Source organism: Synechococcus sp. HJ21-Hayes, from assembly GCF_024345835.1.
Lineage (GTDB): Bacteria > Cyanobacteriota > Cyanobacteriia > PCC-6307 > Cyanobiaceae > Vulcanococcus.
On sequence record NZ_JAGQBW010000003.1, the window covers coordinates 68,149 to 90,175 of the forward strand.

21 protein-coding genes are annotated in these 22,027 nt (G+C 66.5%); 9 read left to right on the forward strand and 12 right to left on the reverse strand.

Annotated elements, in window-relative coordinates; genetic code table 11:
- Positions 1-22 precede the first annotated feature (22 nt).
- Genes KBZ14_RS03565 through KBZ14_RS03575 form a run of 3 tightly spaced genes read left to right on the forward strand, consistent with a single transcriptional unit; the run spans position 23 to position 2,291 of the window.
- On the forward strand, positions 23-1,327 hold the full coding sequence (locus KBZ14_RS03565; protein ID WP_255116932.1) for a glutamate-5-semialdehyde dehydrogenase: 1,305 nt from the start codon (positions 23-25) through the stop codon (positions 1,325-1,327).
- Positions 1,324-1,689 (forward strand): dihydroneopterin aldolase, encoded by a 366-nt coding sequence (locus tag KBZ14_RS03570; protein ID WP_255116933.1) that lies wholly within the window; start codon positions 1,324-1,326, stop codon positions 1,687-1,689. The genes KBZ14_RS03565 and KBZ14_RS03570 overlap by 4 nt, the downstream gene beginning before the upstream one ends.
- Complete coding sequence (locus KBZ14_RS03575; RefSeq protein ID WP_255116934.1) at positions 1,689-2,291, forward strand: esterase/lipase family protein; 603 nt, start codon at positions 1,689-1,691, stop codon at positions 2,289-2,291. Before KBZ14_RS03570 ends, KBZ14_RS03575 begins: the two co-directional genes overlap by 1 nt.
- Positions 2,292-2,321: 30 nt before the next feature.
- On the opposite strand, the gene KBZ14_RS03580 is transcribed toward KBZ14_RS03575, so the two are convergent.
- From KBZ14_RS03580 to thrS, 5 genes are all read right to left on the reverse strand, one after another.
- Positions 2,322-4,481: a M3 family metallopeptidase gene (locus tag KBZ14_RS03580; protein ID WP_255116935.1), complete on the reverse strand. Its 2,160-nt coding sequence runs from the start codon at positions 4,479-4,481 to the stop codon at positions 2,322-2,324.
- Between the two features lie 72 nt (positions 4,482-4,553).
- Complete coding sequence (locus KBZ14_RS03585) at positions 4,554-6,125, reverse strand: NAD(P)H-quinone oxidoreductase subunit 4 (RefSeq protein ID WP_255116936.1); 1,572 nt, start codon at positions 6,123-6,125, stop codon at positions 4,554-4,556.
- A 148-nt stretch (positions 6,126-6,273) separates the two neighbouring features.
- Entirely contained in the window at positions 6,274-7,212 is a 939-nt protein-coding gene (gene thrB, locus KBZ14_RS03590; RefSeq protein WP_255116937.1) for a homoserine kinase, read from the reverse strand.
- A gap of 39 nt (positions 7,213-7,251) precedes the next feature.
- A complete protein-coding gene (locus tag KBZ14_RS03595) occupies positions 7,252-8,277 on the reverse strand; it encodes a glucokinase (protein WP_255116938.1) in 1,026 nt (341 codons plus the stop codon).
- Positions 8,278-8,310: 33 nt separating this feature from the next.
- On the reverse strand, positions 8,311-10,020 hold the full coding sequence (thrS, locus tag KBZ14_RS03600) for a threonine--tRNA ligase (RefSeq protein ID WP_255117066.1): 1,710 nt from the start codon (positions 10,018-10,020) through the stop codon (positions 8,311-8,313).
- Positions 10,021-10,201: 181 nt separating this feature from the next.
- Between thrS and KBZ14_RS03605 the strand changes: the two genes are divergently transcribed.
- Both KBZ14_RS03605 and KBZ14_RS03610 read left to right on the forward strand, forming a co-directional pair.
- Positions 10,202-10,582 (forward strand): DUF2605 family protein, encoded by a 381-nt coding sequence (locus KBZ14_RS03605; protein WP_255116939.1) that lies wholly within the window; start codon positions 10,202-10,204, stop codon positions 10,580-10,582.
- Positions 10,575-11,054 carry a TM2 domain-containing protein gene (locus KBZ14_RS03610; protein ID WP_255116940.1) on the forward strand — a complete coding sequence of 160 codons (480 nt, stop codon included), beginning with the start codon at positions 10,575-10,577 and terminating at the stop codon, positions 11,052-11,054. The genes KBZ14_RS03605 and KBZ14_RS03610 overlap by 8 nt, the downstream gene beginning before the upstream one ends.
- 3 nt (positions 11,055-11,057) lie before the next feature.
- On the opposite strand, the gene KBZ14_RS03615 is transcribed toward KBZ14_RS03610, so the two are convergent.
- From KBZ14_RS03615 to KBZ14_RS03635, 5 genes are all read right to left on the reverse strand, one after another.
- Positions 11,058-11,699, reverse strand: coding sequence for a glycoside hydrolase family 24 protein (locus KBZ14_RS03615; protein ID WP_255116941.1), 642 nt, complete (start codon positions 11,697-11,699; stop codon positions 11,058-11,060).
- 270 nt (positions 11,700-11,969) lie between these two features.
- Positions 11,970-12,998, reverse strand: a complete 1,029-nt coding sequence (gene trpS, locus KBZ14_RS03620; RefSeq protein ID WP_255116942.1) for a tryptophan--tRNA ligase — start codon at positions 12,996-12,998, stop codon at positions 11,970-11,972.
- Positions 12,999-13,060: 62 nt separating this feature from the next.
- Positions 13,061-13,600 carry a hypothetical protein gene (locus tag KBZ14_RS03625; RefSeq protein WP_255116943.1) on the reverse strand — a complete coding sequence of 180 codons (540 nt, stop codon included), beginning with the start codon at positions 13,598-13,600 and terminating at the stop codon, positions 13,061-13,063.
- Positions 13,601-13,619: 19 nt separating this feature from the next.
- Positions 13,620-14,132, reverse strand: coding sequence for a hypothetical protein (locus KBZ14_RS03630; protein ID WP_255116944.1), 513 nt, complete (start codon positions 14,130-14,132; stop codon positions 13,620-13,622).
- On the reverse strand, positions 14,125-15,063 hold the full coding sequence (locus tag KBZ14_RS03635; protein ID WP_255116945.1) for a cation diffusion facilitator family transporter: 939 nt from the start codon (positions 15,061-15,063) through the stop codon (positions 14,125-14,127). Before KBZ14_RS03635 ends, KBZ14_RS03630 begins: the two co-directional genes overlap by 8 nt.
- A 135-nt stretch (positions 15,064-15,198) precedes the next feature.
- Between KBZ14_RS03635 and KBZ14_RS03640 the strand changes: the two genes are divergently transcribed.
- The 3 genes from KBZ14_RS03640 to KBZ14_RS03650 all read left to right on the forward strand — a co-directional run bounded on the left by KBZ14_RS03640 (position 15,199) and on the right by KBZ14_RS03650 (position 19,159).
- Positions 15,199-16,614, forward strand: coding sequence for a YcjF family protein (locus KBZ14_RS03640; RefSeq protein ID WP_255116946.1), 1,416 nt, complete (start codon positions 15,199-15,201; stop codon positions 16,612-16,614).
- Between the two features lie 195 nt (positions 16,615-16,809).
- Positions 16,810-17,886 carry a photosystem II q(b) protein gene (gene psbA / locus KBZ14_RS03645; protein ID WP_255116947.1) on the forward strand — a complete coding sequence of 359 codons (1,077 nt, stop codon included), beginning with the start codon at positions 16,810-16,812 and terminating at the stop codon, positions 17,884-17,886.
- Positions 17,887-18,037: 151 nt separating this feature from the next.
- Complete coding sequence (locus tag KBZ14_RS03650) at positions 18,038-19,159, forward strand: DUF4336 domain-containing protein (RefSeq protein ID WP_255116948.1); 1,122 nt, start codon at positions 18,038-18,040, stop codon at positions 19,157-19,159.
- 43 nt (positions 19,160-19,202) lie between these two features.
- Here KBZ14_RS03650 and KBZ14_RS03655 read toward each other — a convergent pair whose 3' ends face one another.
- The gene (locus KBZ14_RS03655) at positions 19,203-19,550 is read right to left on the reverse strand and encodes a DUF760 domain-containing protein (protein WP_255117067.1); all 348 of its coding nucleotides are present in this window, start codon (positions 19,548-19,550) and stop codon (positions 19,203-19,205) included.
- A gap of 30 nt (positions 19,551-19,580) precedes the next feature.
- Positions 19,581-20,171 (reverse strand): signal peptidase I, encoded by a 591-nt coding sequence (gene lepB / locus KBZ14_RS03660; RefSeq protein WP_255116949.1) that lies wholly within the window; start codon positions 20,169-20,171, stop codon positions 19,581-19,583.
- A 53-nt stretch (positions 20,172-20,224) separates the two neighbouring features.
- Here lepB and menD point away from each other — a divergent pair, with 53 nt between their 5' ends.
- Positions 20,225-22,006: a 2-succinyl-5-enolpyruvyl-6-hydroxy-3-cyclohexene-1-carboxylic-acid synthase gene (menD, locus tag KBZ14_RS03665; protein ID WP_255116950.1), complete on the forward strand. Its 1,782-nt coding sequence runs from the start codon at positions 20,225-20,227 to the stop codon at positions 22,004-22,006.
- Positions 22,007-22,027: the final 21 nt, after the last annotated feature.

Sequence of the window (22,027 nt, forward strand, 5' to 3'; positions counted from 1 at the left end):
CGCCCAGAGCCTGCATCTGCGCGTGAGCGTTCCTGATCCCTCTCCAGAACTGCTGCAACGGGCCATCGCCGTGCGAAGGTCCGCCGTGGCCCTTGGCCAGTGCAGCGATCCCGAGCGGCACCAGGCGGTGCTGGCCATGGCCGATGCCCTGGAGGCCTCGGCTGCCTTGATCGTGGCGGCCAACCGTGCCGATCTGGAGGCCGCGGCGGCCGATGGTTTGGCGCCGGCACTGGTGGCACGCCTCAAGCTCGATCCCGCCAAACTCAGCTCGGCGATTGAAGGGGTGCGCCAGGTGGCGCAGTTGCCAGATCCCCTCGGTGTGCGGCAGCTCCACCGGGAATTGGATCAGGGCCTGGTGTTGGAGCGCCTCAGTGTGCCGCTTGGGGTGGTGGGTGTGATCTTTGAAGCCCGCCCCGATGCGGTGATGCAGATCGCCTCCCTGGCGATTCGCTCCGGCAATGGCGCGATCCTGAAGGGGGGCCGTGAGGCCAGCCGTAGCTGCGCCGCCATCGTTGCGGCGTTGCAACGGGGGCTCGCCTCCTCGGCGGTGTCGTCCGACGCGCTCACCCTGCTCACCTCCCGTGAGGAGAGCCTGGCGTTGCTCAAACTTGATGGGCTGGTGGATCTGATCATCCCCAGGGGGTCGAATGAGCTGGTGCGCTTCATTCAGGACAACACCCGCATCCCGGTGCTGGGCCACGCGGATGGCATCTGCCACCTGTATGTCGACCGGGAGGTGGATATGGCCCAGGCGGTGGCCGTTGTGGTGGATGCCAAGACCCAGTACCCCGCGGCCTGCAACGCCATCGAGACCCTTTTGGTGCACCGCGATGTGGCGCCAGCGTTTCTGGCGATGGCGATCCCGGCGCTCGAGGCTGCTGGTGTGGAACTGCGGGGTGATGCCACCTCCCAGCAGCTCGGTGTGGCCAAGCCCGCCAGCGACGACGACTGGCAAACGGAATACTCCGATCTGATCCTGGCGGTGAAGATGGTGGCTGATCAGCAGGAGGCCCTGGCCCACATCGCCCGCTATGGCTCGCGCCATACCGATGCCATCTGCACCACCAACGACACCACTGCTGAGCAGTTCCTGCGTGGGGTGGACAGTGCCGGTGTGTATCGCAACTGCTCCACGCGCTTTGCCGATGGCTTTCGCTACGGCTTTGGAGCTGAGGTGGGCATCAGCACGCAAACCTTGCCGCCCCGTGGGCCGGTGGGATTGGAGGGTCTGGTGACCTATCGCTACTTGCTGCGCGGCGATGGCCACATCGCCGCCCACTACGCCAGTGGTGAGCGCGCCTTCACCCACCGCGATCTGCCCCTGTGACCGGCGATCAGATCCTCGTGCGCGGCTTGCGCCTGTGGGCCCATGTGGGGGTGCTGGAGCAGGAGCGTCTGCTTGGCCAGTGGTTCGAGCTCGATCTCAGCCTGGGATTCGATCTCGGCGAGGCGGCTACCCGCGACGTACTGGCTTGCAGCCTTGACTACAGCCTCGCCATTACTGCTTTGCAACAGCAGGCCCGCGTGATCAGCTGCCTCACCATCGAGCACTACAGCGAGCAGATTCTCGATTGCCTGGAGCGCCTCTACGGGCCTGTGCCCATGCAGGTGGAGTTGCGCAAATGTCGAGCGCCGGTTCCTGGTTTCTCCGGCACCGTGGCGGTGTCGCGTTGCCGCCACGGGCGCTGATGGCGGCTCCACCGCCGCTGGTGATGATCCATGGGCTGTGGGATACCCCCCAGTTGTTTCGCCGTCTGGAGCAGGAGCTGCGTCACCGGCGCCCGGATCTGGAGCTCTACGCGCCCCCTTTGCCCCACCGCCTGGGGGCTACCCCCATTGCTGAGTTGGCAGCGCGCTTGGACGCGTTGATTGAGGCCCGCTTTGATCCGGCCACCCGCCTGGATCTGCTGGGCTTTTCCATGGGTGGCGTGATCGGCCGCACCTGGTTGCAACTGTTGGGTGGCCATCGGCGCCTGCGCCGTTTCACCTGCCTGGGCAGCCCGCAGCAGGGAACGCTGGCGGCCCAGCTGGTGCCCCGGGCACTCTTTGCGGGTATTGCGGACATGAAGATCGGCAGTCCGCTGTTGCGCCAATTGGATGCCGACCTCCTCGCCTTGCATCGGGTGGAGTGCCGCAGCCTCTACTGCCTCACTGACCTCACCGTGTTTCCGGGATGGCGGGCGGTGCTGCCCGTCGGTCCGCGCCAGGCCGTGCCGGTGTGGACCCATCGCCAGCTGATTCTTCACCCGCAGGCCCTCGGACGCCTGGCGGATGTGCTGTTGGCCCCTTGATCGGGATGGATCTCCGGCCGGGGCCCTGGCTCACACGGTCACCAGGCCGGAGTGGCGGATCAGCGCCTCGCTGGAGGGCTGGCGGCCGCGGAAGGCCTCGAACACAGCCTTGGGATCAAGGCTGCCGCCGAGGCTGAGCACCGTGTCGCGAAAGCGACGACCCGTCTCCTGGATCTGGGTTTCATTCTCGAGGCCCACAGCTTCAAAGGCCTCAAAGGCATCGGCACTGAGCACCTCGGCCCACTTGTAGGAGTAGTAGCCCGCTGCATAGCCGCCGGAGAAGATGTGGCCGAAGCTGCAGAGGAAGGCGTCTTCATCGATGGGGGGGAGCACCGTGGTGCTGGCCGCGATCTGGCGGCGCAGTTGCTCGGGGGTCTGGCCGCAGCCCGGGTGCCACTGGCTATGCAGCCGCATGTCCGTGAGGGCGAAGTGCACCTGCCGCAGGGTGGCGGCCCCGCCCATGAAGGTGCGGGCGGCCTTGAGCTTGGCGAATTCCTCCTCCGGAAGCGCTGCACCGGTCTGCCAGTGGCGCGCCATGCCCAGCAGAGTGGCCCTGTCGTAGCACCAGTTCTCCATGAACTGGCTGGGCAATTCCACCGCATCCCACTCCACGCCGTTGATGCCGGCTACCTGGGGCCGCTCCACCGTGGTGAGCATGTGCTGCAGGCCATGGCCGAACTCGTGGAAGAGGGTTTCCACCTCCTCGAAGGTCATCAGGCTTGGGGTCTCCCCTACCGGTGGGCTCTGGTTGCAGATCAGGTAGGCCACCGGCAGCACCGGGGTGCCATCGGCCTGCACCGACCGCACCAGGCACTCATCCATCCAGGCGCCGCCGCGCTTGCTGTCCGGGCGGCTGTAGGGATCGAGGTAGAAGGCGGCAATGGCCTTGCCGGTCCGCGCGCCCGCGCCGGCTCCCTCCAGCACTCGGAAGAAGCGCACATCCGGATGCCATACCGGGGCTTCCCCATCGGCTGCCTCGATGCGAATGTCGAAGAGGCGGCCGCAGAGGCTGAACAGGCCCTCCAGTACCCGCGGTAGGGGGAAATAGGGGCGTAGGGCCTCGCTGTCGAGCTCGAAGCTCTCCTGGCGCAGCACTTCGGCCCAGTAGGACACATCCCAGGGCTTGAGGTCCGAGGCCTCCGGCGCGCCGTGGCGGGCGGCGCAGGCCCGCAGGGCCTCCAGTTCCTGCTGGGCCACGGGATGGGCGGCCCGCCGTAGCTCCTCCAGCAGTTGCTCCACCGCCGCTTGGGAATCGGCCATCTTGGCGGCGAGGCTCACTGCGGCCCAATTGGCATAGCCCAGGCGTTGGGCCTGCTGGCCCCGCAGGCTGAGAATCTGCTCGATCAGCGGCCAGTTGTTGAGGTCGGCGGCGCTGCCTTCGCCCTGGCCGGAGGCGCGGCCCACATGGGCTTTGTACAGCTGCTCCCGCAGGTCGCGGCGGCGGCTGTATTTCATGAACGGGGCGTAGCGGGGCATGTCCAGGCCCAGCAGCCAGGGTCCCGCCGCCGCCGTGCTGCCCTCCGCTCCAGCGGAGCGGGCGGCCTGGGCCAGTTGGTCCAGCAGGCTGGTGGGCAGCCCGTCCACGTCATTGGGGCCGGTGAGGCTGAGGGTCCAGCTGTTGGTGGCATCCAGCACCTGGTTGCCGAAGCGGGTGGAGAGCTCCGCCAACTCCTGGCTGGCGGCGTTGAACGCCTCCTTGGCCTCGCCGCTGAGGCCAACCCCGCGCAATTGCATGTCGCGCAGCTCGGCGACCAGGATCCGCTCTTGCGTGGCATCAAGGTCTCTGCTTTGCCCTTGTAGCTGCTGCAGCGCTCGATAGATCACCTGGCTCTGGCCAGCCCGGTTACCGAATTGCACCACCGCCGCCTGCTGGCTGGCGTGGGCTTCGCGTAGCTCGGGGCTGTTGCACACGCCATTGAGATGGCTAACCACGCCCCAGCTCCAGCGCAGGCGTTCCCCCATGCGCTGTAGGGGGTCCATCACCTGGTGCCACGCCAGGGGGGTGCGATTGCTCAGGGCCTGCTCCAGCTGCTGCTCCAGGGCAGACAACTCATCCTGCAGCTGCCCCATCAACGCGGGGATGTGGGCCTGCACCTGCTCGGCCGTGATGGCCTCAAACGGCGGCAGGCCTTCCCCCAGCAGGATTGCGGGTACTGGGATGGGGCTGGCGGTGCTGCTGGCGCCGGACATCAGGGAATCGAGCCGCAGGGACGGCCATCGGAGATCCCCCCATTTCAGCGGAGATTCGAGCTCTGGTGCCGTTCAGCCCAGGGCGGGAAGCCGACCGATCGCCACCACGGTGTGGCTGGCCAGGTTGGTGGCTAAAGCGGTGGTGGTGGCCTCGTAGAGATCGATGGCCACCCGCGGCCAGAAGCCGATCACCAGGGTGGGCACCAACAGGCTCAGACCAATCACCAGTTCGCGGGGTTTCATGTCGCCCACTACCGCCAGGGCGGGAATGCGAGGGCCGAAGAACACCCGGCGGCAGAGGCTGAGCAGGTAGATGGGGGTAAGCACAACGCCGATGGCGGCGAGCACCACGGTGATGACGCGGAAACCCACGGTGAAGCCGTCATTGCTGGTAACCCCGAGGAACACGGTGATTTCGCTGACGAACCCGCTCATCCCCGGCAGGGCCAGGGAGGCCAGGGAGCTAGCCACGAAGAAGGCGAACGTGATGGGCAGGGCCTTGGCTAGGCCGCCCATGTTGGGAATTGAAAGGGTTTTGGTGCGCTCGTAGAACACCCCGGTCACGAAGAACATGGCGGCGGCGATCAGTCCGTGGCTGATCATCTGCAGCATTGCCCCGCTCATGCCGAGACTGTCCACGGCGCCGATGCCCAGCAGCACAAAGCCCATGTGGCTCACGGAACTGCAGGCGATCCTGCGTTTCACGTTGTCCTGGGCAAAGGCGTTGAGGGCGCCGTACACGATGTTCACAATGCCCAGCACGATCAGGGCTGGAGCCAGCTGCAGGTGGGCCTCCGGCAGCATCTGCACGTTGAAGCGAAGCAGGGCATAGCCGCCCATCTTGAGCAGCACCCCGGCCAGGAGCATTGATACCGGTGCATTGGCTTCGCCGTGGGCATCCGGCAGCCAGGTGTGCAATGGGAACATCGGCAGCTTCACGCCGAAGCCCACCAGGAAGCCCAAGTAGCACAGCAGGCCGAAGGTTCCACCGGGGCTGCGGGCGGCCAGCTCACTGAGGTTGAGGGTGAAGGGCCCGTTGAGGGCCAGGGCCAGGCCGCTCAGCAGGATCAGCAGTGAGGCGGTGGCGGTGTAGAGGATGAACTTGGTGGCGGCGTACTGGCGCTGGTGGCCGCCCCAGATGGCGATCAGCAGATACACCGGCACCAGTTCGAGTTCCCACGCCAGGAAGAAGAGCAAGAAGTCCTGGGAGAGGAACACCATCGCCTGGGCGGAGGCCTGCACCAGCAGGAGGGCGAAGTAGAGGCGACTCTTCTTCTGGATATTCCAGCTGGCCGCCACCGAGAGCAGCGTTACCAGGCCGGAGAGCACCACCAGGGGGGCTGAGAGGCCATCGGCCGCCAGCGACCACTCCAGGCCAAGGGAGGGCACCCATGCGAACCGCTCCACCAGCTGCAGACCCGCCACGGAGCCGTCGTAGTGCTGGCTGAACACGTAGAGCATCAGCACCAGATCCGCCAGCAGCACGGCGAGAGCAGCGGTGCGGGGCAGTTTTGGATCGGTGCCGTCGCCGGGCAGGAGCATCAACAGCGGAGCTGCCACCGCTGGAAGCAGGGTGATCAGGCTCAGCCAGGGAAAGGAGTCGGAGAGGGTGGACGCGGCCGTCAGGGGCAGGTTGGCGTCCATCTCAGCCTTGGCTTGGGTTACTGGAAGTGGGCCGTCAACAGTCAGCGTATGGGCTTTGCAGCAACGCGGCTGTCTGTTTCTCGATGAGCCAACGCTAGCCGATCGACCTGGGTATTTGTACTCAGGGCTGCTGGCCTAGGGCTTCGGTTCAGAGGTGGCGCCAGCGGCTGCCGGCCTGCTGGAGTTGCAGTACCTCAGCTCTCGACGCTACGCCTTCGGCCTCCCAGGCCCTCACCATGGCGCGACTCACGGCACCGGCGCTCTCCTTTTTAGACAGCGCCAGGATGCTTGGGCCCGCGCCACTGATCACACAGCCCCAGGCCCCGGCCTGAATGGCCGCCTCGCGCACCTGCCGGCCGCCCTGGATCAGGCCCCAGCGGTAGGGCTCGTGGATCCGGTCATGCATGCCATCGGCGATCAGATCGCCGTTGCCTGTGCGCAAGCCCTGCAGCAGCAGGGTGAGGGAGCCGAGGTTGGTCACGGCATCGGGGATGGAGATCACCTTGGGCATCACCCGCCGGGCTTCACTGGTGGAGAGGCGAATGGACGGGATCGCCACCACCGCCATCACCTCCGGTGACCACTCGCAGCGCACCACCCGCCAGCGATGTGAGGCTGCCTTGGCGGTCATGCAGAGCCCTCCCAGCAGCGAGGGCACCACGTTGTCGGGATGCCCCTCGATGTCGATGGCTAGCTCCAGCAGCTTTTCGCGGCTGAGCGGCTCCCCGATCAGGGCGTTGGCACCCATCAGCCCGGCCACGATGGCGGTGGCACTGCTGCCCAGGCCCCTGGCCGGTGGCACCGCCAGCCGGACCCGCGCCTCCACGGCAATCGGCTGCTCTCCGGCCTCCTTCCACACCCGCTGAGCGGCGCGGTACACAAGGTTGTCTGGGCCGCCGCGGAGATGGGAGCCCTCACTGCCCTCAATGATCAGTTCGAAGCGCTCGCCATCGCCCTCGATGCAGCGCATCTCGAAGTGATTGTTCAGATCCAGGGCTGCTCCCAGACAATCAAATCCTGGGCCGAGATTGGCTGTAGTGGCCGGTACGTCCACCACAACCCCCTGTCCGATGCGGGGGCGCACCATGCGATCCGTTCTGCTGGGGCTCAGTGTCCCACCCGCCGGTTACAACGCCAGCAGCATCCGGGCGCGGCAGGCCGCGCTGAACAGGCCGGCCCCGGCTTCGGTGAGGGCCTTCACCGGCACCTGGTTCACCACCGCGCTGAGTCGGCCCTTGTGGGCAAACGGCCCAAGAAACGCCTCCGTAGCTAGCTGGTCCAGCAGCTTTCCGGCGGTGCCTCCGCCGATCCACAGCCCCCCCAGGCAGAGGGATTGCAGCACCAGATCACCGGCAACGCTGCCGTAGGCGCCCAGCCAGATGCTGAGGGCGTGTTGGGCCAGTGGATCCCCCGACTGGGCTGCGGCGGCCACCAGAGCCGGAAGATCGGGCCGATCCGGAGCGGCGGCGGTACTGGTGGCCCAGAGCTGGCTCGGCTGATGCAACGGATGGGGGGTGGATCCGGTGTGCTGGCTCAGGCACCAGCGGAACACCTGCCCCAGGCCAGGGCCGCTCACCACCCGTTCAATTGACACGCGCTCTAGCCCTTGATCCTGAAGCAGCCATTGCTTCAGCTGCCATTCCGCGTCGGTGCGGGCGGCAAACTCGCCATGGGCGGCTTCGCTGGCCATGGCCATCAGCCCCCGCGGGCCGGGGATTCCCATGGCTACGCCGAGTCCGGTGCCGGCGCCGAGGATCGCGATCGGTGCCCCGGAGATCGCAGGCTTGTCCACCAGGGTGTGCTGCTGGTGAGCCTGCAGGTGGTTGAGGCCGTAGATGAGCACGGCGAAGTCGTTCACCAGCTCCAGGTGCTCAATGGCACAGGCGTTCTGGAGGGCGTGTTCCTCCAGCATCCAGGGCAGGTTGGTGAGTTGCACCCGCCCCCCCTGCACGGGGCCGGCAATGGCCAGGCAGGCCCGTTGGGGCCGATCCGACAATGGCTCGAGGAAGTGGTTCAGCAGCACGGAGAAGTCGTGCCACTCGGCGGAGCTGTAGCGCTCGCGGCGCTGCTCGATCAGCTGATCACCGTTCACCCGGTAGGTGGCCAGCAGGGTTTTGGTGCCGCCGATATCCCCGGCCAGGATGGTGGTCATGGCAGTTCCGAGCGTGATGGGAGTGGCCTGGGATCAGAGCTGCAGGCCAGCCGACCGGTCCTGGCTGGCCTGGCTGGCTGCGTTGAGCAGGTTCGCCACAGCCACGCTGCCCAGGTCACCGTCGCGGCGGCTGCGCAGGCTCACACTCTGGGTTTCCGCTTCCTTGGCGCCGATCACACCCAGCACGGGGATTTTCATCTGCTCGCCGTTGCGGATCAGCTTGCCGAGGCGGTCGCCGGAGTGGTCGATCGTGGCGCGCACTCCCGCGGCCTTGAGCTGCCCCAGCAGCTGCTGTGCGTAGGGCATCACCTCATCGGTGACGGGCAGGAGGCGGATCTGCTCGGGTGCCAGCCAGAAGGGGAAATCGCCCGCGTAGTTCTCGGTCATGATCCCGAAGAACCGTTCCAGCGAGCCGAAGATGGCCCGGTGGATCATGATCGGTCGCTGGCGGGTACCATCGGCGGCCACGTACTCCAGCTGGAAGCGTTCCGGCAGGTTGAAATCGAGCTGGATGGTCGAGCACTGCCACATCCGGCCGATGGCATCCTCGATCTTGAGGTCGATCTTCGGCCCGTAGAAGGCGCCGCCGCCCTCATCGATCTTGTAGGCCCAGCCCTTGCGATCGAGCGCCTCGATCAGGCCGTTGGTGGCCAGCTCCCACACGGCGTCGTCGCCGATGGACTTTTCCGGGCGGGTGGAGAGGTTGATCTCGTAGTTCCGGAAATCGAAGGTGGAGAGGATCTGTTCGGTGAGATCGAGGATGCGCAAGATCTCATCGCCGATCTGGTCCGGTAGGCAGAACACGTGGGCATCGTCCTGGGTGAAGCCGCGCACCCGCATCAGCCCGTGCATCACGCCGGGGCGCTCGTAGCGATACACGGTGCCCAACTCGGCCCAGCGGATCGGCAGCTCCCGGTAACTGCGCAGGGTGCTGGCGTAGGTGAGCACGTGGAACGGGCAGTTCATCGGCTTGAGCTGGTATTCCCGCTCATCCACCTGCATGGGGCCGAACATGCTCTCGGCGTAGAAATCCAGGTGGCCTGAGGTTTTCCACAGGCTGATGTCGGCCACGTGGGGGGTGTAGAGCAGCTCGTAGCCCGCGTCGAAATGGGCCTGGCGCCAGAAGTCTTCGATCAGCAGGCGCATGCGGGCGCCCCGGGGGTGCCAGAACACCAGGCCGGCGCCGGCCTCATCTTCGATCGAGAACAGATCCAGATCGGTGCCCAGGCGGCGGTGGTCGCGGCGCAGGGCCTCTTCCTTGCGGCGCTTGTATTCCGCTAATTGTTCAGGGGTTTCCCAGGCGGTGCCGTAGATCCGCTGCAGCTGGGCCTTGGTTTCATCGCCCCGCCAGTAGGCACCGGCCACGCTTTCAAGCTCAAAGGCCTTGGGGTTGAGCTCGCTGGTGTTGGCCACGTGGGGGCCGGCGCACAGGTCCCACCAGTCCTCTCCCAGGGTGTAGAGGCTGATGGGTTCCTGGATGCCCGCCAGGATCTCCAGCTTGTAGGGCTCGTTCTGGGCCTGGATCCGGGTTTCGGCTTCGGCGCGGCTCACCTCGATCCGTTCCAGCGGCAGCCGGCGGCCGATGATCTTGCCCATCTCCTTCTTAATGGCCTTGAGATCGGTCTCCGTAAAGGGTTCGGGATTGTCGAAGTCGTAGTAAAAACCGCTTTCGGTCCAGGGGCCGATGGTCACTTGGGCCTGCGGGAACAGCTTCTGCACCGCCATGGCCATCACGTGGCTCATCGAGTGGCGAAGACGCAGCAGCTGGGGGCTCTCGCTGGTTTTGGGCAGCGTGATGGCTGGGGTCGTGGTGGTGGCGTCGCTGCTGCTCAGGGCTGAATCGGCAGAGCGGGTCGCGGTCACGGCAGGGAGGCAGGCAACCCTGATCCTACGCAGGAGAAATCGGTCTCCTTAGGCTAAGGACGTGACCATTCCCTCCCCCTCCCCCGATTCCGTCGAGCTGCTGGATCAGCTGTTGCAGTCGTTGTTTGGCGACTTCGACCACTGGTTTCGCCGTGGCCTGGTGCTGCTCGATTGCACTCCCGAGGGTCTGCTGCCTCCCGGTGAAGCGGAGGCCCTGCAGCGTGACATTCAGGTTGCTCTGGCGGAACTGGCGGCCGCCCGCGCCCTGCGCAGTGCCGCCCCCACGGCGATGGCGGTGGACATGGACGCCATGGCCCCCTGGCATCGCCTGATGATGCGGATCTGGAGCCTCTCGGCCCTGCTGCGCCGCGCCGGCGTGGCCTTGCCCCAGGCGCCGGAACCACCGGCCATGCCCCCCCGACTCAGCGGATTCGATGGCTAACCGCCTGCAATGGCCAGAGCGGCGTTTTGTGGCGGTGGCCTACGGGCTCTGGGCCTTAGGGCTGGTGGGCGTGTGTGGCCTGCAGCGCTTCTACAATCGCAAGCCCCTCAGCGGCACCCTGTGGCTGCTCACCTTTGGCCTGTGTGGCATCGGTCAACTCGTGGATCTCTTCCTGATCCCCGAGCTCACCAACCAGGCCAACCAGCCGCTGCTGCTGGAGCAGGCCCTGGCCAAGCTGGATGGGCTGGGGCCTGCGGGCAGCGCGCGTTTGCCCCTTGATCGGCAGTTGTTGGCCCTGGCCCGGCGCAGTGGGCCTGCTGGCTTCACCCTCAATGACGCGCTGTTGGAGCTTGCCTTGCCGGCCGAGACCCCGCGGGAGAGGGTGCGGGAAGAGCTGGAGCGGCTGCTCCACGACCACCTGTTGGATGTGGGCAACGACGAGCGGGGCCGTGTTGTCTATCGCGAACCCTGAGGTTCAGGCCGGATTGCTAACACGCTTGAGGCTTTCCCGGTAGAAGCGGGTGAGATCTTCTGCCTGTTTCACGGGCTGCCCGTAGGCGCTCATGCCGGCCAGGGTGGGGAAGGACGCCCACTCCTTGGCCAGTGTGGCTATGGATTCCGGGGTGAGTCCGCTGCTGTCGATGCTGTCGAGCACGCCGCGGCGGTCGATCAGGTAGAGGGCGGCCTGGTCTTGGCTGGCGGGATCGAAGCTCTCGAGCTGCAGCTTGCGGGAGGCTTCCTTCCAGGTGGTGGGCAGAAACTGGTAGGCGCCCGCTGCTGCGCTGGTGTAGCGCTTGGTGACCACGATCTCCGGATGGCGGGCCAGGCTGGCGAATCGCCCCCCTCCGTAGAGGGTGTGGTAGCCCTCACGGCTGCCCCGCTTCCAGGTGCCCTCGGCATAGCGGATGGTGTTCAACAGGGCCCGCCGCTTGGGCGTGATCGCGTAGCTCTGGACGTGCGGCTTCTCGGCCAGGGGAGCGGCTTGGGTGGTTGCCTGAGTGGCTGCCTGGCTGCTGCTGTCCAGCGCTTCCACCAAGGGTCCGGCGGCCAGCAGGGCGAACGCAGCGCAGCAGGCCGCCAGGGGGGCGCGGGTCTTGGCAGGAAAGCGGCGAACCATAAGCACTGAAGGAAGCAGGACTCCAGAGAGCTTGTTGCTCAGGCAGGGTCCAGGGCGAGACCCCCGGGAGCCGAACTGGACAAACGGGTCTTGCTATGCGTAGGGCTCGCCTGTTTTGCTGGGACTCGCTTGGGATCCTTGAGAGGCTCCTGGCCTGCTGGTTCTGGGGTGGTCCCATTTGCCCCATGGTTTGTGCTGCCGAAGGGCTGGATTGATGCGGCTTTCTGATTAGGCAAGTTAATCAATCCTTCGGGATTGATCAGTGCGGACCTAATGGCGCTGCAGGAAGCCGAGGGCTTCGCGGGTGCGCTCCAGGGTGGCCTGGGCCACGGTCTCGGCCCGTTCGCGGCCGTGGGCCAGGACGCGGTCCAGTTCGGCGGGATCGGCGCTCAGTTCGGCGTAGCGCTCCTGCACGGGGCGTAGGGCCTCCACGGCGGCTTCAGCCAGCAGCGGCTTGAAGGCCCCCCACCCCATCTGGGCGCACTCCTCAGCGGCGGCATCCCGGCCCAGGCCGCTCAGGATGGCGTAGAGGCCGAGGAGGTTGTCGGTTTCCGGGCGCTCGGGGTTGCCGAACTCCAGTCCTATCACCGGATCGGTTTTGGCCCGTTTGATCTTCTTGGTGATCACTTCAGGCGGATCCAGCAGGGTGATGCGAGACCCCTCGTTGGGGTCGCTCTTGCTCATTTTGCTGCGCCCGTCGGTGAGGCTCATCACCCGGGCGCCCTCTTTGAGGATCAGAGGTTCGGGCACCTTCAGCACCGGAATCAGTTCCCCATCGGCGTCCTTGTGTCCGAAGCGGGCATTGATGCGTTGTTGGGCGATGTCGCGGGCCAGCTCGAGGTGCTGTTTTTGGTCTTCACCCACCGGCACCAGGTCGGCGTCATAGAGAAGGATGTCTGCGGCCATCAGCACCGGGTAATCCAACAGGCCCACGGACACCTGATCGCCCTGCTTCAGGGCCTTTTCCTTGAACTGGATCATCCGCTCCAACCAGTTCAGTGGCGTGACGCAGTTCAGCAACCAGGCCAGCTCACTGTGGGCGGCGACATGGCTCTGCACGAACACGGTGCTCCTGGTCGGATCAATGCCGCAGGCCAGGTAGAGCGCGGCGGTCTTGCGGGTGTCAGCCGCCAGTTGCCTCGGGTCATGGGGCACGGTGATGGCGTGCAGGTCCACCACACAGAAGAAGGTCTCGTGGCTGTCCTGGAGATCCACCCAGTTGCGGATGGCACCGAGCCAGTTGCCCAGATGCAGAGCGCCGGTGGGCTGAACCCCGGAGAGAACCCTTGCGCGTTGCATCAGTGAAACGAAAAAGTTGGCGGGATTCTGCCGTCTGGCCGAACCCCGCCGGCTCGATTGGATCAGGCGTCGCTGTTGCCGGCCTCGGCAACCACCTCGCTGGCGGGCTCGGTCGCTTCCGCAGGCTCGGCAGCGGCGGCAGCGGCGTCGCTCTCCGCAGCTGGAGCCGCCGGGGCCGCTGGGCGGCTCGGCCTGGCAAAGGGATTGGGGCGACTGCCACCACGCTCGCCACGGCCTTCACCGCGGCCATCGGGGCGGCCACCGCGACGCTCACGGTCCCCTTGGGGACGGGCACCACCGGCGGCCCGTTGCTGGGCTACCAGTTCCTCGAGCTTGCCCTCCTCGAGCAGCTGGGCCACGGTGCGGATCGAGAGGCCCAGGGCGGCCACGGTGGAGCGCAGGCCGAAGGCCTCCTGCACGGCACGGGCGGCACGCATCTCGTTGTCGCTCAGGCGGATGCGGAAGCCACCGGGTTCACGGTTGCCCCCATCACGGCCGCCACCCTCGCGGTTGCCGCGACCGCCGCGAAAACCAGCCTGACCACCATCGGAGCGGCCGTCGCCGCGCGCTTCCTGGTTGGTTTCGTTGATCCCGTCGGCCATGGCCGCACACCCATCTAAATCAGGGGCAAGTGTGACGCATGGGGGTGGCCGGAGGCCAGCACCATTGCAGTTGATGGACCTCGTCGCTGCCCCCGCGGGCCAACACCAGCAGGGGCACCGGCGAGGGGCCTGGCGCCTCCACCTGCCGGCGGTAGAGATCCACCAGTCGCAGGTAGTGGGTGAGGGTCCAACCCTGGTTGCCTGCATCCTGCACATGCCAGAAGCGGCGCAGGGCCTCCGAGCAGGCCTCCCGGCCGAATTCCTCCCAACACTGCTCCTGGGCTTGCTGGCTGCTGCGGCCCGCCTGGCGCAAAGCTCGGAACCGCTCGAGCTCCGGGACCTCACCGCTGGCATCAGGGGGCAGGACCTGGGCCAGCTCATCCACCCGCACCACCTTCAACCGCAGCCAGCAGCGTTCGAGCAATAGCACTGGGCGGCTGCCTTCCCAGGTGCTGTGCTGTTGCTGGTCGGCGATCAGGGCGGTGGTGCGCTCCTGCAGGCGTGGGGTGAGCAGCGAGGCCAGTTCAGCCATGGGCCCCACGGAAGGTGATGGTTGGGATGGCGTATTCGCGGGGTTCCAGGTGGATCGTGCAACGCACCTCGCCGAACCGGGCCTGGAGATGCTCTTCCACCAGTTCGGTGATCCGGTGAGCGGTGGGCAGATCATCGGCATCCACCACCATATGGAGCTCGATGAACACCCGCTGGCCGAGGACACCGCGGCTGGCGATGTCATGCACATTGAGCACGCCGGGTACCGCCATGGCCACTTCATGGATGGCCTCGGGTGCGATGGCAATCTGATCCACCAACCAGGGGAGGTTGGCGCGTAGCACCCGCCAGCAGGACAGGAACAGCAAGAGGCAGAGGGGCATGGCCATGGCCACGTCCAGCCAGGTTTGCTTGAGCACCAGGACGGCACTCAGGCCTAGCAGCACCAGCACGGTGGTCCAGAGATCGCCGCTGGTGTGCCTGGCATCGGCCAGAAGTAGGGGACTGTTGAGTCGTTTGCCCTCGCTGCGCTCGTAGGCGGCCAGCAGCAGGTTGCAGCCCAGCACAATCAACAACACCAGCAGATCGTGGCCATCGAGGCGCAGGGGCTGCACAGCCGTGACGATTCGCCCCACGGCTGTGCGCAGGATCTCCACGGCTGTGAACAGGATGAAGCCGGCGATGGCTAGGGCGCCCACCGCTTCGTACTTGTCGTGGCCGTAGGGATGGTCCCGGTCGGGCTTGGGATCGGACAGACCATTGGTGATCAAGCCCAGCAGGCTGGACAGGCCATCGGTGGCGCTGTGCATGGCGTCCGCCAGCAGGGCCAACGACCCGCTTTTCAGGCCCACGGCGAGTTTGAGCACGCTCATGCCCACATTCACGCCGAGGGCGATCAGCAAGGCCCGCTTCACCTCACGGCGCGAGTCGCTGCGGTGGGGGCTGACCAGGGTTGGGGTGGTGGCTGCCATGGGCCAGCTGGAGAACCGCAAGCACTGCCCAAGCTATTGGGTCTGGGCAGAGAGCACCAGTTGAGCTAGAGAGGCAGCGCCAGAACGGCTCATTCCTGCTGCCCGGGGCGGCAGGGCGCGAGCCTCCGCTTCCCGTTGACTGCACCTCTGAGCCCCTCTCCTGCGGCACCCCAACCGTTCACGGTGTCGGCACCGCTGCCCGCCATGGCCCTGCGGCGGTTGTGGCCGCTGGCGCTGCCGCTCGTGGGCGGTTGGCTGGTGCTGGACAGCCTGGATATCCAGTTGTCGTCGTTGGTGAGCCTTGGGGTGGCGGCCGGTGGACTGTGGTTGCTGCGGGGGCGTCGACGGCCCAGCGCTCAACGCTGGCCCCGCACCGCTGCGGGTTGGCTCGAGCGCTGCGACACCGTGTTAGCGGCCTTTGAACGGCTGGAGGGAGTGGAGGCCTGCGCCGACCAGCAGAGTGTCCGGCAGCAGGCCCTAGCGGTGCTGCGGGCGCGGCAGCAGCGCGGGTATCTGGATGTCGCGGTGGTGGGTTCTCAGCTCCCCGATCCCAGTCTTGGTACGGCCCTGGCTGAAGCCTGCCGCGCGGCTCTGCCATTGAGGTTGCACTGGACCCACCCGCTTTCGGCCTATAGCCCGGACTGGCAGTGGCCCGAGTTCTTCCGCCACTGCGACCATCTTTTCTATTGCCTCGATTTGCCCCTGCGGGCCTCCGATCTGCGCTGGTTGGAGGCCCTGCCCCAGGGGCAGCCTGTTTGGCTGTTGGTGCAGCGCACTGCCTGCGCTAACTGGTCGGCTCGTGAGCGGGAATTGAACGGGCAGCTGCCCGAGCAGCTGCGGGACCGCTGGCTGGCCTGGAGCTCCGCAGAGCCTGGGGCTTTGGCCCAGGCTCTGGCCCCGCTGGCCCAGAGCCTGGCGGGTTCCGGCCAGCAACAGCTGGAGCACACCCAGCGGCGCTGCCTCGAACAGTTGCATGGTGTCTGGCAGCTTGAGCTGGAAGGGCTGCGGCGCCAGCGCTGCCAGGGGCTACTCCAGCGCACCCAGTGGACCGTGGCGGCAGGGGTGGTGATGGCCCCTCTGCCCAGCCTGGATTTGCTGGTGTTGGCCGCAGCCAATGGCTTGATGCTTCAGGAGATGGCCCGCCTCTGGGAGTGTTCCTGGACCCTGGAGCAGCTGCAGGCCGCCGCCGCTGAGCTGGCCAAGGCGGCCCTGACCCTGGGGGTGGTGGAGTGGAGCTCCCAGGCCCTGGCCTCCCTGGTGAGGCTCCATGGCGCTACCTGGCTGGTGGGCAGTGCCCTGCAGGCCCTCAGTGCCGCCTATCTCACCCGGGTGGTGGGGCGTGCCATGGCCGACTACCTCGCTCTGGCCTCAGGGGTGCCTGAAGCGGAGCTTCAGGCACTGCTCCAGCGCCAGGCGCCTCTGCTGGTGGCGCGGGCCGCCGAAGAGGAGAAAGTGAACTGGAGCAGCTTTCTCCAGCAGGGGCAGGAGTGGTTGCGCCAGCAGGGCAGCGGCGGCTCCGCTGGGATGGTGCCCTCCTTGCCAGCCGCGTGACGCCACCGGGGACGAACCCGGCGCCAACCCAGGGCCAAGAACAAGGCTTTAGCTAACTTCATGAAGGTGTCATGAAGTACTTCATGAATAACAATTATCGCTTGCGAACTTAACTTTTCCTCCTGGAATTGTTTGGCTTGCCTCCGTAGCGTGGCCCTGCCACATCCTGTGGCCACCCTGTACTCATTCGGTTCCATGTCCACTGCCATCCGCAGCGGCCGCGCCAGTAGCTGGGAAAGCTTCTGTCAGTGGGTTGCCTCCACCGACAACCGCATTTATGTGGGTTGGTTCGGTGTGCTGATGATCCCCTGCCTTCTGGCGGCCACCATCTGCTACATCGTGGCGTTCATCGCCGCTCCCCCCGTCGACATCGACGGCATCCGTGAGCCCGTTGCCGGTTCGCTGATCTACGGGAACAACATCATCTCCGGTGCTGTCATCCCTAGCAGCAACGCCATCGGCCTGCACTTCTATCCCATCTGGGAAGCGGCCAGCCTCGATGAGTGGCTGTACAACGGCGGCCCCTATCAGCTGGTGGTGTTCCACTTCCTGATCGGCATCTCCTGCTACATGGGCCGTCAGTGGGAACTCTCCTACCGCCTCGGCATGCGTCCCTGGATCTGCGTGGCCTACAGCGCCCCGCTCTCGGCCGCCATGGCTGTGTTCCTGGTGTATCCCTTTGGCCAAGGCTCCTTCTCCGATGGTATGCCGCTGGGCATTTCAGGCACCTTCAATTTCATGCTGGTGTTCCAGGCTGAGCACAACATCCTGATGCACCCCTTCCACATGCTGGGTGTGGCCGGTGTGTTCGGCGGCAGCCTGTTCTCCGCCATGCACGGCTCCCTGGTGACCTCCTCCCTGGTGCGTGAAACCACCGAGGCTGAGTCCCAGAACTACGGCTACAAGTTCGGCCAAGAGGAAGAGACCTACAACATCGTGGCTGCCCACGGTTACTTCGGTCGCCTGATCTTCCAATACGCCTCCTTCAACAACAGCCGCAGCCTGCACTTCTTCCTGGCTGCCTGGCCCGTGGTTGGCATCTGGTTCACGTCCATGGGCGTCAGCACCATGGCCTTTAACCTGAATGGCTTCAACTTCAACCAGTCGATCCTGGATGCCCAGGGCAAAGTTCTGCCCACCTGGGCCGACGTGCTCAACCGCGCCAACCTCGGCATGGAAGTGATGCACGAGCGCAATGCTCACAACTTCCCGCTCGACCTGGCGGCAACGGATGTTGTGCCCGTGGCGATGACCGCACCGGCCATCGGTTGATCGGGGCCTAGGCGCCTCGACTCCATCGCCCTCGCTACGGCGGGGGCTTTTTTGTGCCCTGGCCTCGTCCGCGGACCAGCCCAGCCCGCAGCGAGAATGGCTGAAGCCCCCCGCTCCCCGCTTGGATCAGCACTGGCCCTGGTGGCCCCTCTTGCCGCTCTACCCTTATGGCCAAAGGCGCACCGTGGTGCGCGAGCTGATCCCTGGAGAGCTGTGGAGCTTTGAGCAGCTCCAGGGCGTGTTCTATGTCGCGGTGCCGATCCGCATGACTGTGGCACGGGTGCGCGGTGGGCTCATGCTCTACGCCCCCGTGGCACCCACCGCTGAACTTCTGCAACAGCTCCGCGACCTGGAACATCAGCACGGACCCGTGCGCTCGATCGTGCTGCCCACGGCCTCAGGCCTAGAGCACAAGCTGCCCGTGCCGGCCATGGCTCGCGCCTTCCCGGAGGCTGAGGTGTGGGTGACCCCCGGCCAGTGGAGTTTTCCCCTTCCCCTGCCCCTGGCTTGGTTGGGTTTTCCAGTGGGTCGTACCCGGGTGCTGGCGGAGCAGGGGTTTCCCCATGGGGATGAACTGTGTTGGGAGTCCCTTGGTCCCATCGATCTGGGCCTGGGCCGTTTCCAGGAATTCGCCTGTCTGCACCGCACCAGTGGGGCCCTGCTGCTCACCGATGCCCTTGTGGCCATTGGTGCGCAGCCGCCGGAGTTGTTCAACGCCGACCCCACCCCGCTGTTGTTCCATGCCCGTGATCGGGGCGATCAGCCCCTGCAGGACACGGCGGACCAGCGGCGCCGTGGCTGGCAGCGGCTGGTGCTGTTTGCCTCGTACCTACGCCCGGATGTACTGGCGGTGCCCCAGCTCCAGGAGCTGCTGACCCAGGCCTTTCAGCCGGGCCTGCGCAACCCCCGCAGCTACTTCGGTCTCTATCCCTTTCGCTGGCAGCCGGGCTGGGAGGCCGCCTTTGATGGTTTGCTCCACCAGGGGCAGCCCTGCCTGCAGATTGCCCCTGTGCTCGAGCGGCTGGTGTTTCCCAGGGCTCGTGACCCCTTGCTGGCCTGGTTGCGCCGTCTCGCGCAGTGGCAGGAGATCCGCTGGGTGGTGCCGGCCCACTACGACGCGCCCGTGCCCTGTTCAGCGGTCCAGCTGGAGGGGCTGGTCAAGGCTATTGAATCGCGCCCCTGGGCCCCAGAGGAGGGCAACTGGGCCTATCTCGCCCAGCTGGATGCCTTGTTGCTGCGTAGCGGTGTTGTGCCGGAGCAGCCCGGAGTCTGATGCCGTGCCACTAACGCGGTTCAACCCGGAAGCGCCCCCGCGTTCAGAGCTTCAGCTCGCCGGGATCTGCATCGAGGTCGCCATCGGCGATCAAGCTGGCCTCCAGCTCCATGCGCTGCTCCATTTGGCGCAGGAAGTAGCCAGTCATCATCGCGGAGGCCAGCAGGCCGGCCAAGTGATCACGGCTCGCGGTGATCTTGACGTCAAAGTGCTCGCCGGGAAGCATCCCCAGCAGCCCCTGCACGTTGTGGCGAATAATGTCCTGAATATCGCCACTGGCCGAGCGGGCGACCCGCTGCAGAACATCGGGAGACTGTTCCTGCAGATATTGGATCAGCGAATTGCTGCCCGCGGCTTCGCTATCACTCGTCAGGAACTCCGGGTTGAACATCTCCGGTGCGCTCCGCGTCACGGTTGCACCCTACCCCAGCTGTTCATCGCGATCGGGACGGGTGAGGTCGGAGAACCGAATCGGACCGAGCCTGTTCAGAGGCCAATAGCGGAACACCGCCGTGCCGATCACTTCCGAGGTTGGTAACGGCCCCCAGAGATGGGAATCGAGGCTGGCGTTGCGGTTGTCTCCCAGCACCAGCAGAGATCCCTCTGGAACAGTCACGGGCCCGAAGCTGTAGTTGATCGGCTCGGGCCGCCAAGGCTCAGCCACCGCTTCACCATTGCGGATCAGGTTGCCGCCAGCAACGGCCACCTGGTCGCCGGGCTGACCGATCACCCGTTTGATCAGCGCGGCTTTCGGGTCGTAGCCCCCCTCCACCAAGGCTGGCGGCGCGTGAAACACCACGATCGCTCCATAGGGCAGGCCTTTGCCGAGGTGGGGCCGCACTTTTTCCACGAGAATGCGGTCCTGCAATTGCAGGGTTGGCAGCATCGAGCCGGAAGGAATCCAGCGCGGTTCGATCACGGCCCATCGCAGCAGTAGCGCTGCCGCCAGCCAGAGCAGCACCGACCGCCAGGCCTTGACACCAGAGGGGGATGACGGGGGGGCTTCGCCCATGGGCCGCGGACCGTTCAGCATGATCGCCTCATCCTGCTCACCTGGCTGTTCCGGTGCCTGCCCCCGCCGTCCCCTGCAGCGCCGAGGCCAACCTGCGGGCTTCCCTCACGCTGCTGCAGGCGTTGCGTGCCCTGGGGCTGCGGCGCCTGGTGCTCTGCCCTGGCAGTCGTTCCGGGCCGCTTGCGGTGGCTGCAGGTTTGTTAGCCGCCCATGGAGTGCAGTTGCTCACGGCTGTGGATGAACGGTCCGCGGGCTTCCTGGCCCTGGGCCTGGGCCGCGCCGATGGTGCTCCTGCGGCGCTAGTCACCACCTCCGGTACGGCCGTGGCCAACCTGTTGCCCGCGGTGGTGGAAGCCGACATGGGGGCCGTGCCGTTGCTGCTGCTCACGGCGGATCGCCCAGCTCGCTTGAAGGGCTGCGGTGCCAATCAAACCGTGAACCAGGAGGATTTCTTAAAGGCCAGTTGTCGCCTGGTTGGATCCGCTGATCCCCAGGGCCTAGCGGCGATGCCAGCCAGCGCCATTGAGGCCCTGGCTGGCCAGGCCTGGAACGCTTGCATGGGGGCTCCGCTCGGGCCGGTGCACCTGAACCTGCCCCTGGAGGAACCCCTCCATGCCGATGCCACTGCGCTCCAGCGCCTGAAGTGGCTCGCAGCTGAGCCGGTGCTCCCGGGCCTCGCTGCCGGCGCCACGGCCTGCCCAGCCACCCGCCAGCAGGGCCCGGATCCCTGGACAGTGCTCGATCCCGATGGGGCCGGTGTGGTGGTGGCGGGCCCCTGGCGCGGCACCGCCGCGCAGCTGCCGCCCTTTGCCGCTGCCCTGCTGCGCTGGCAGCAGCGCACGGGTTGGCCGGTACTGGCCGATGCCCTTTCGGGGCTGCGGGGCTGGCCGGGACTGGAGCTGGTGCACGGCTACGACCTGCTACTCGCTGACCCCCCCACCGGGCTCGCCGCCCCACAGCTGCTGCGGCTGGGTCCCATGCCGGCCAGTCGCCGCCTGCAGCAGTGGGTCGCACAGAGCGCCGGCCCGCAACTGCTGATTGCGGAACAGGACCCCCGCAACCTCGATGCCAGCGGCACGGCCACGCTCCGCTGGGCTGCAGGGCTGGAGGCCTGGCTGGAGGCCTGGCCCCACGGGTCCTGGCCGGCTGAAGCGAGCCCGGCCGCGCGGGGCCTGGCCGGGCGCTGGTTGGCTGCGGATCAGCGGACCCAGGGCGCCCTAGATCGCGCCTTGCCCGTTGCGGGGCCCGCCAATGAGCCCGCCCTTGCACGAGCCCTGAGCCGGCTGCTGCCGCCTGAGCTGCCCCTGATGTTGGCCAGCAGCAGCCCCGTGCGGGACTGGGAGAGTTTCAGTGGAGCCGATGCCGCCCACCGGCCGGTGTTCGGTTTTCGCGGGGTTTCTGGGATCGACGGCACCCTCTCCATCGCCTGTGGCCTGGCCCTGGCCCTGGGCAGGCTGGTGCTGCTCAGCGGAGATCTGGCCCTGCTGCACGACAGCAATGGCTGGCTCTGGGCCCAGCAGCTGCGGACCCAGGGCGTGCAGCTCACCGTGATCGTGGTGGAGAACGGCGGCGGCGGCATCTTTGAGCAGTTGCCGATCCGCCAGGTGCCTGGGGCTCCCCTGGATTTCGAGAGGCTGTTTGCCATGCCCCAGGCCGTGAGCCATCCCGCCCTGGCGGCAGTTCATGGTGTGCCCAGTTGCAGCCTGGAGGATGGCGATGGCCTGGCCGCTGCCCTCGGCTGGGCCCTGGAGCAGCCCGTAGCGCTGCTGGAGGTGCGGACGAACCGCCAGCAGGATGCGGTTCTGCGCCAGCAACTGCGCCGCAGAATGGCCTGAATGCCCCGTCTGCTGCGCGTT

Bases quoted from the DNA above. Each gene is read 5' to 3' on its own strand.
- KBZ14_RS03575 (WP_255116934.1), top strand. From the start codon at position 1,689: ATGGCGGCTCCACCGCCGCTGGTGATGATCCATGGGCTGTGGGATACC.
- KBZ14_RS03580 (WP_255116935.1), bottom strand. From the start codon at position 4,481: ATGTCCGGCGCCAGCAGCACCGCCAGCCCCATCCCAGTACCCGCAATC.
- KBZ14_RS03585 (WP_255116936.1), bottom strand. From the start codon at position 6,125: ATGGACGCCAACCTGCCCCTGACGGCCGCGTCCACCCTCTCCGACTCC.
- thrB (WP_255116937.1), bottom strand. From the start codon at position 7,212: ATGGTGCGCCCCCGCATCGGACAGGGGGTTGTGGTGGACGTACCGGCC.
- KBZ14_RS03595 (WP_255116938.1), bottom strand. From the start codon at position 8,277: ATGACCACCATCCTGGCCGGGGATATCGGCGGCACCAAAACCCTGCTG.
- thrS (WP_255117066.1), bottom strand. From the start codon at position 10,020: ATGAGCCACGTGATGGCCATGGCGGTGCAGAAGCTGTTCCCGCAGGCC.
- KBZ14_RS03610 (WP_255116940.1), top strand. From the start codon at position 10,575: ATGGCTAACCGCCTGCAATGGCCAGAGCGGCGTTTTGTGGCGGTGGCC.
- KBZ14_RS03615 (WP_255116941.1), bottom strand. From the start codon at position 11,699: ATGGTTCGCCGCTTTCCTGCCAAGACCCGCGCCCCCCTGGCGGCCTGC.
- trpS (WP_255116942.1), bottom strand. From the start codon at position 12,998: ATGCAACGCGCAAGGGTTCTCTCCGGGGTTCAGCCCACCGGCGCTCTG.
- KBZ14_RS03625 (WP_255116943.1), bottom strand. From the start codon at position 13,600: ATGGCCGACGGGATCAACGAAACCAACCAGGAAGCGCGCGGCGACGGC.
- KBZ14_RS03630 (WP_255116944.1), bottom strand. From the start codon at position 14,132: ATGGCTGAACTGGCCTCGCTGCTCACCCCACGCCTGCAGGAGCGCACC.
- KBZ14_RS03635 (WP_255116945.1), bottom strand. From the start codon at position 15,063: ATGGCAGCCACCACCCCAACCCTGGTCAGCCCCCACCGCAGCGACTCG.
- psbA (WP_255116947.1), top strand. From the start codon at position 16,810: ATGTCCACTGCCATCCGCAGCGGCCGCGCCAGTAGCTGGGAAAGCTTC.
- KBZ14_RS03655 (WP_255117067.1), bottom strand. From the start codon at position 19,550: ATGTTCAACCCGGAGTTCCTGACGAGTGATAGCGAAGCCGCGGGCAGC.
- lepB (WP_255116949.1), bottom strand. From the start codon at position 20,171: ATGGGCGAAGCCCCCCCGTCATCCCCCTCTGGTGTCAAGGCCTGGCGG.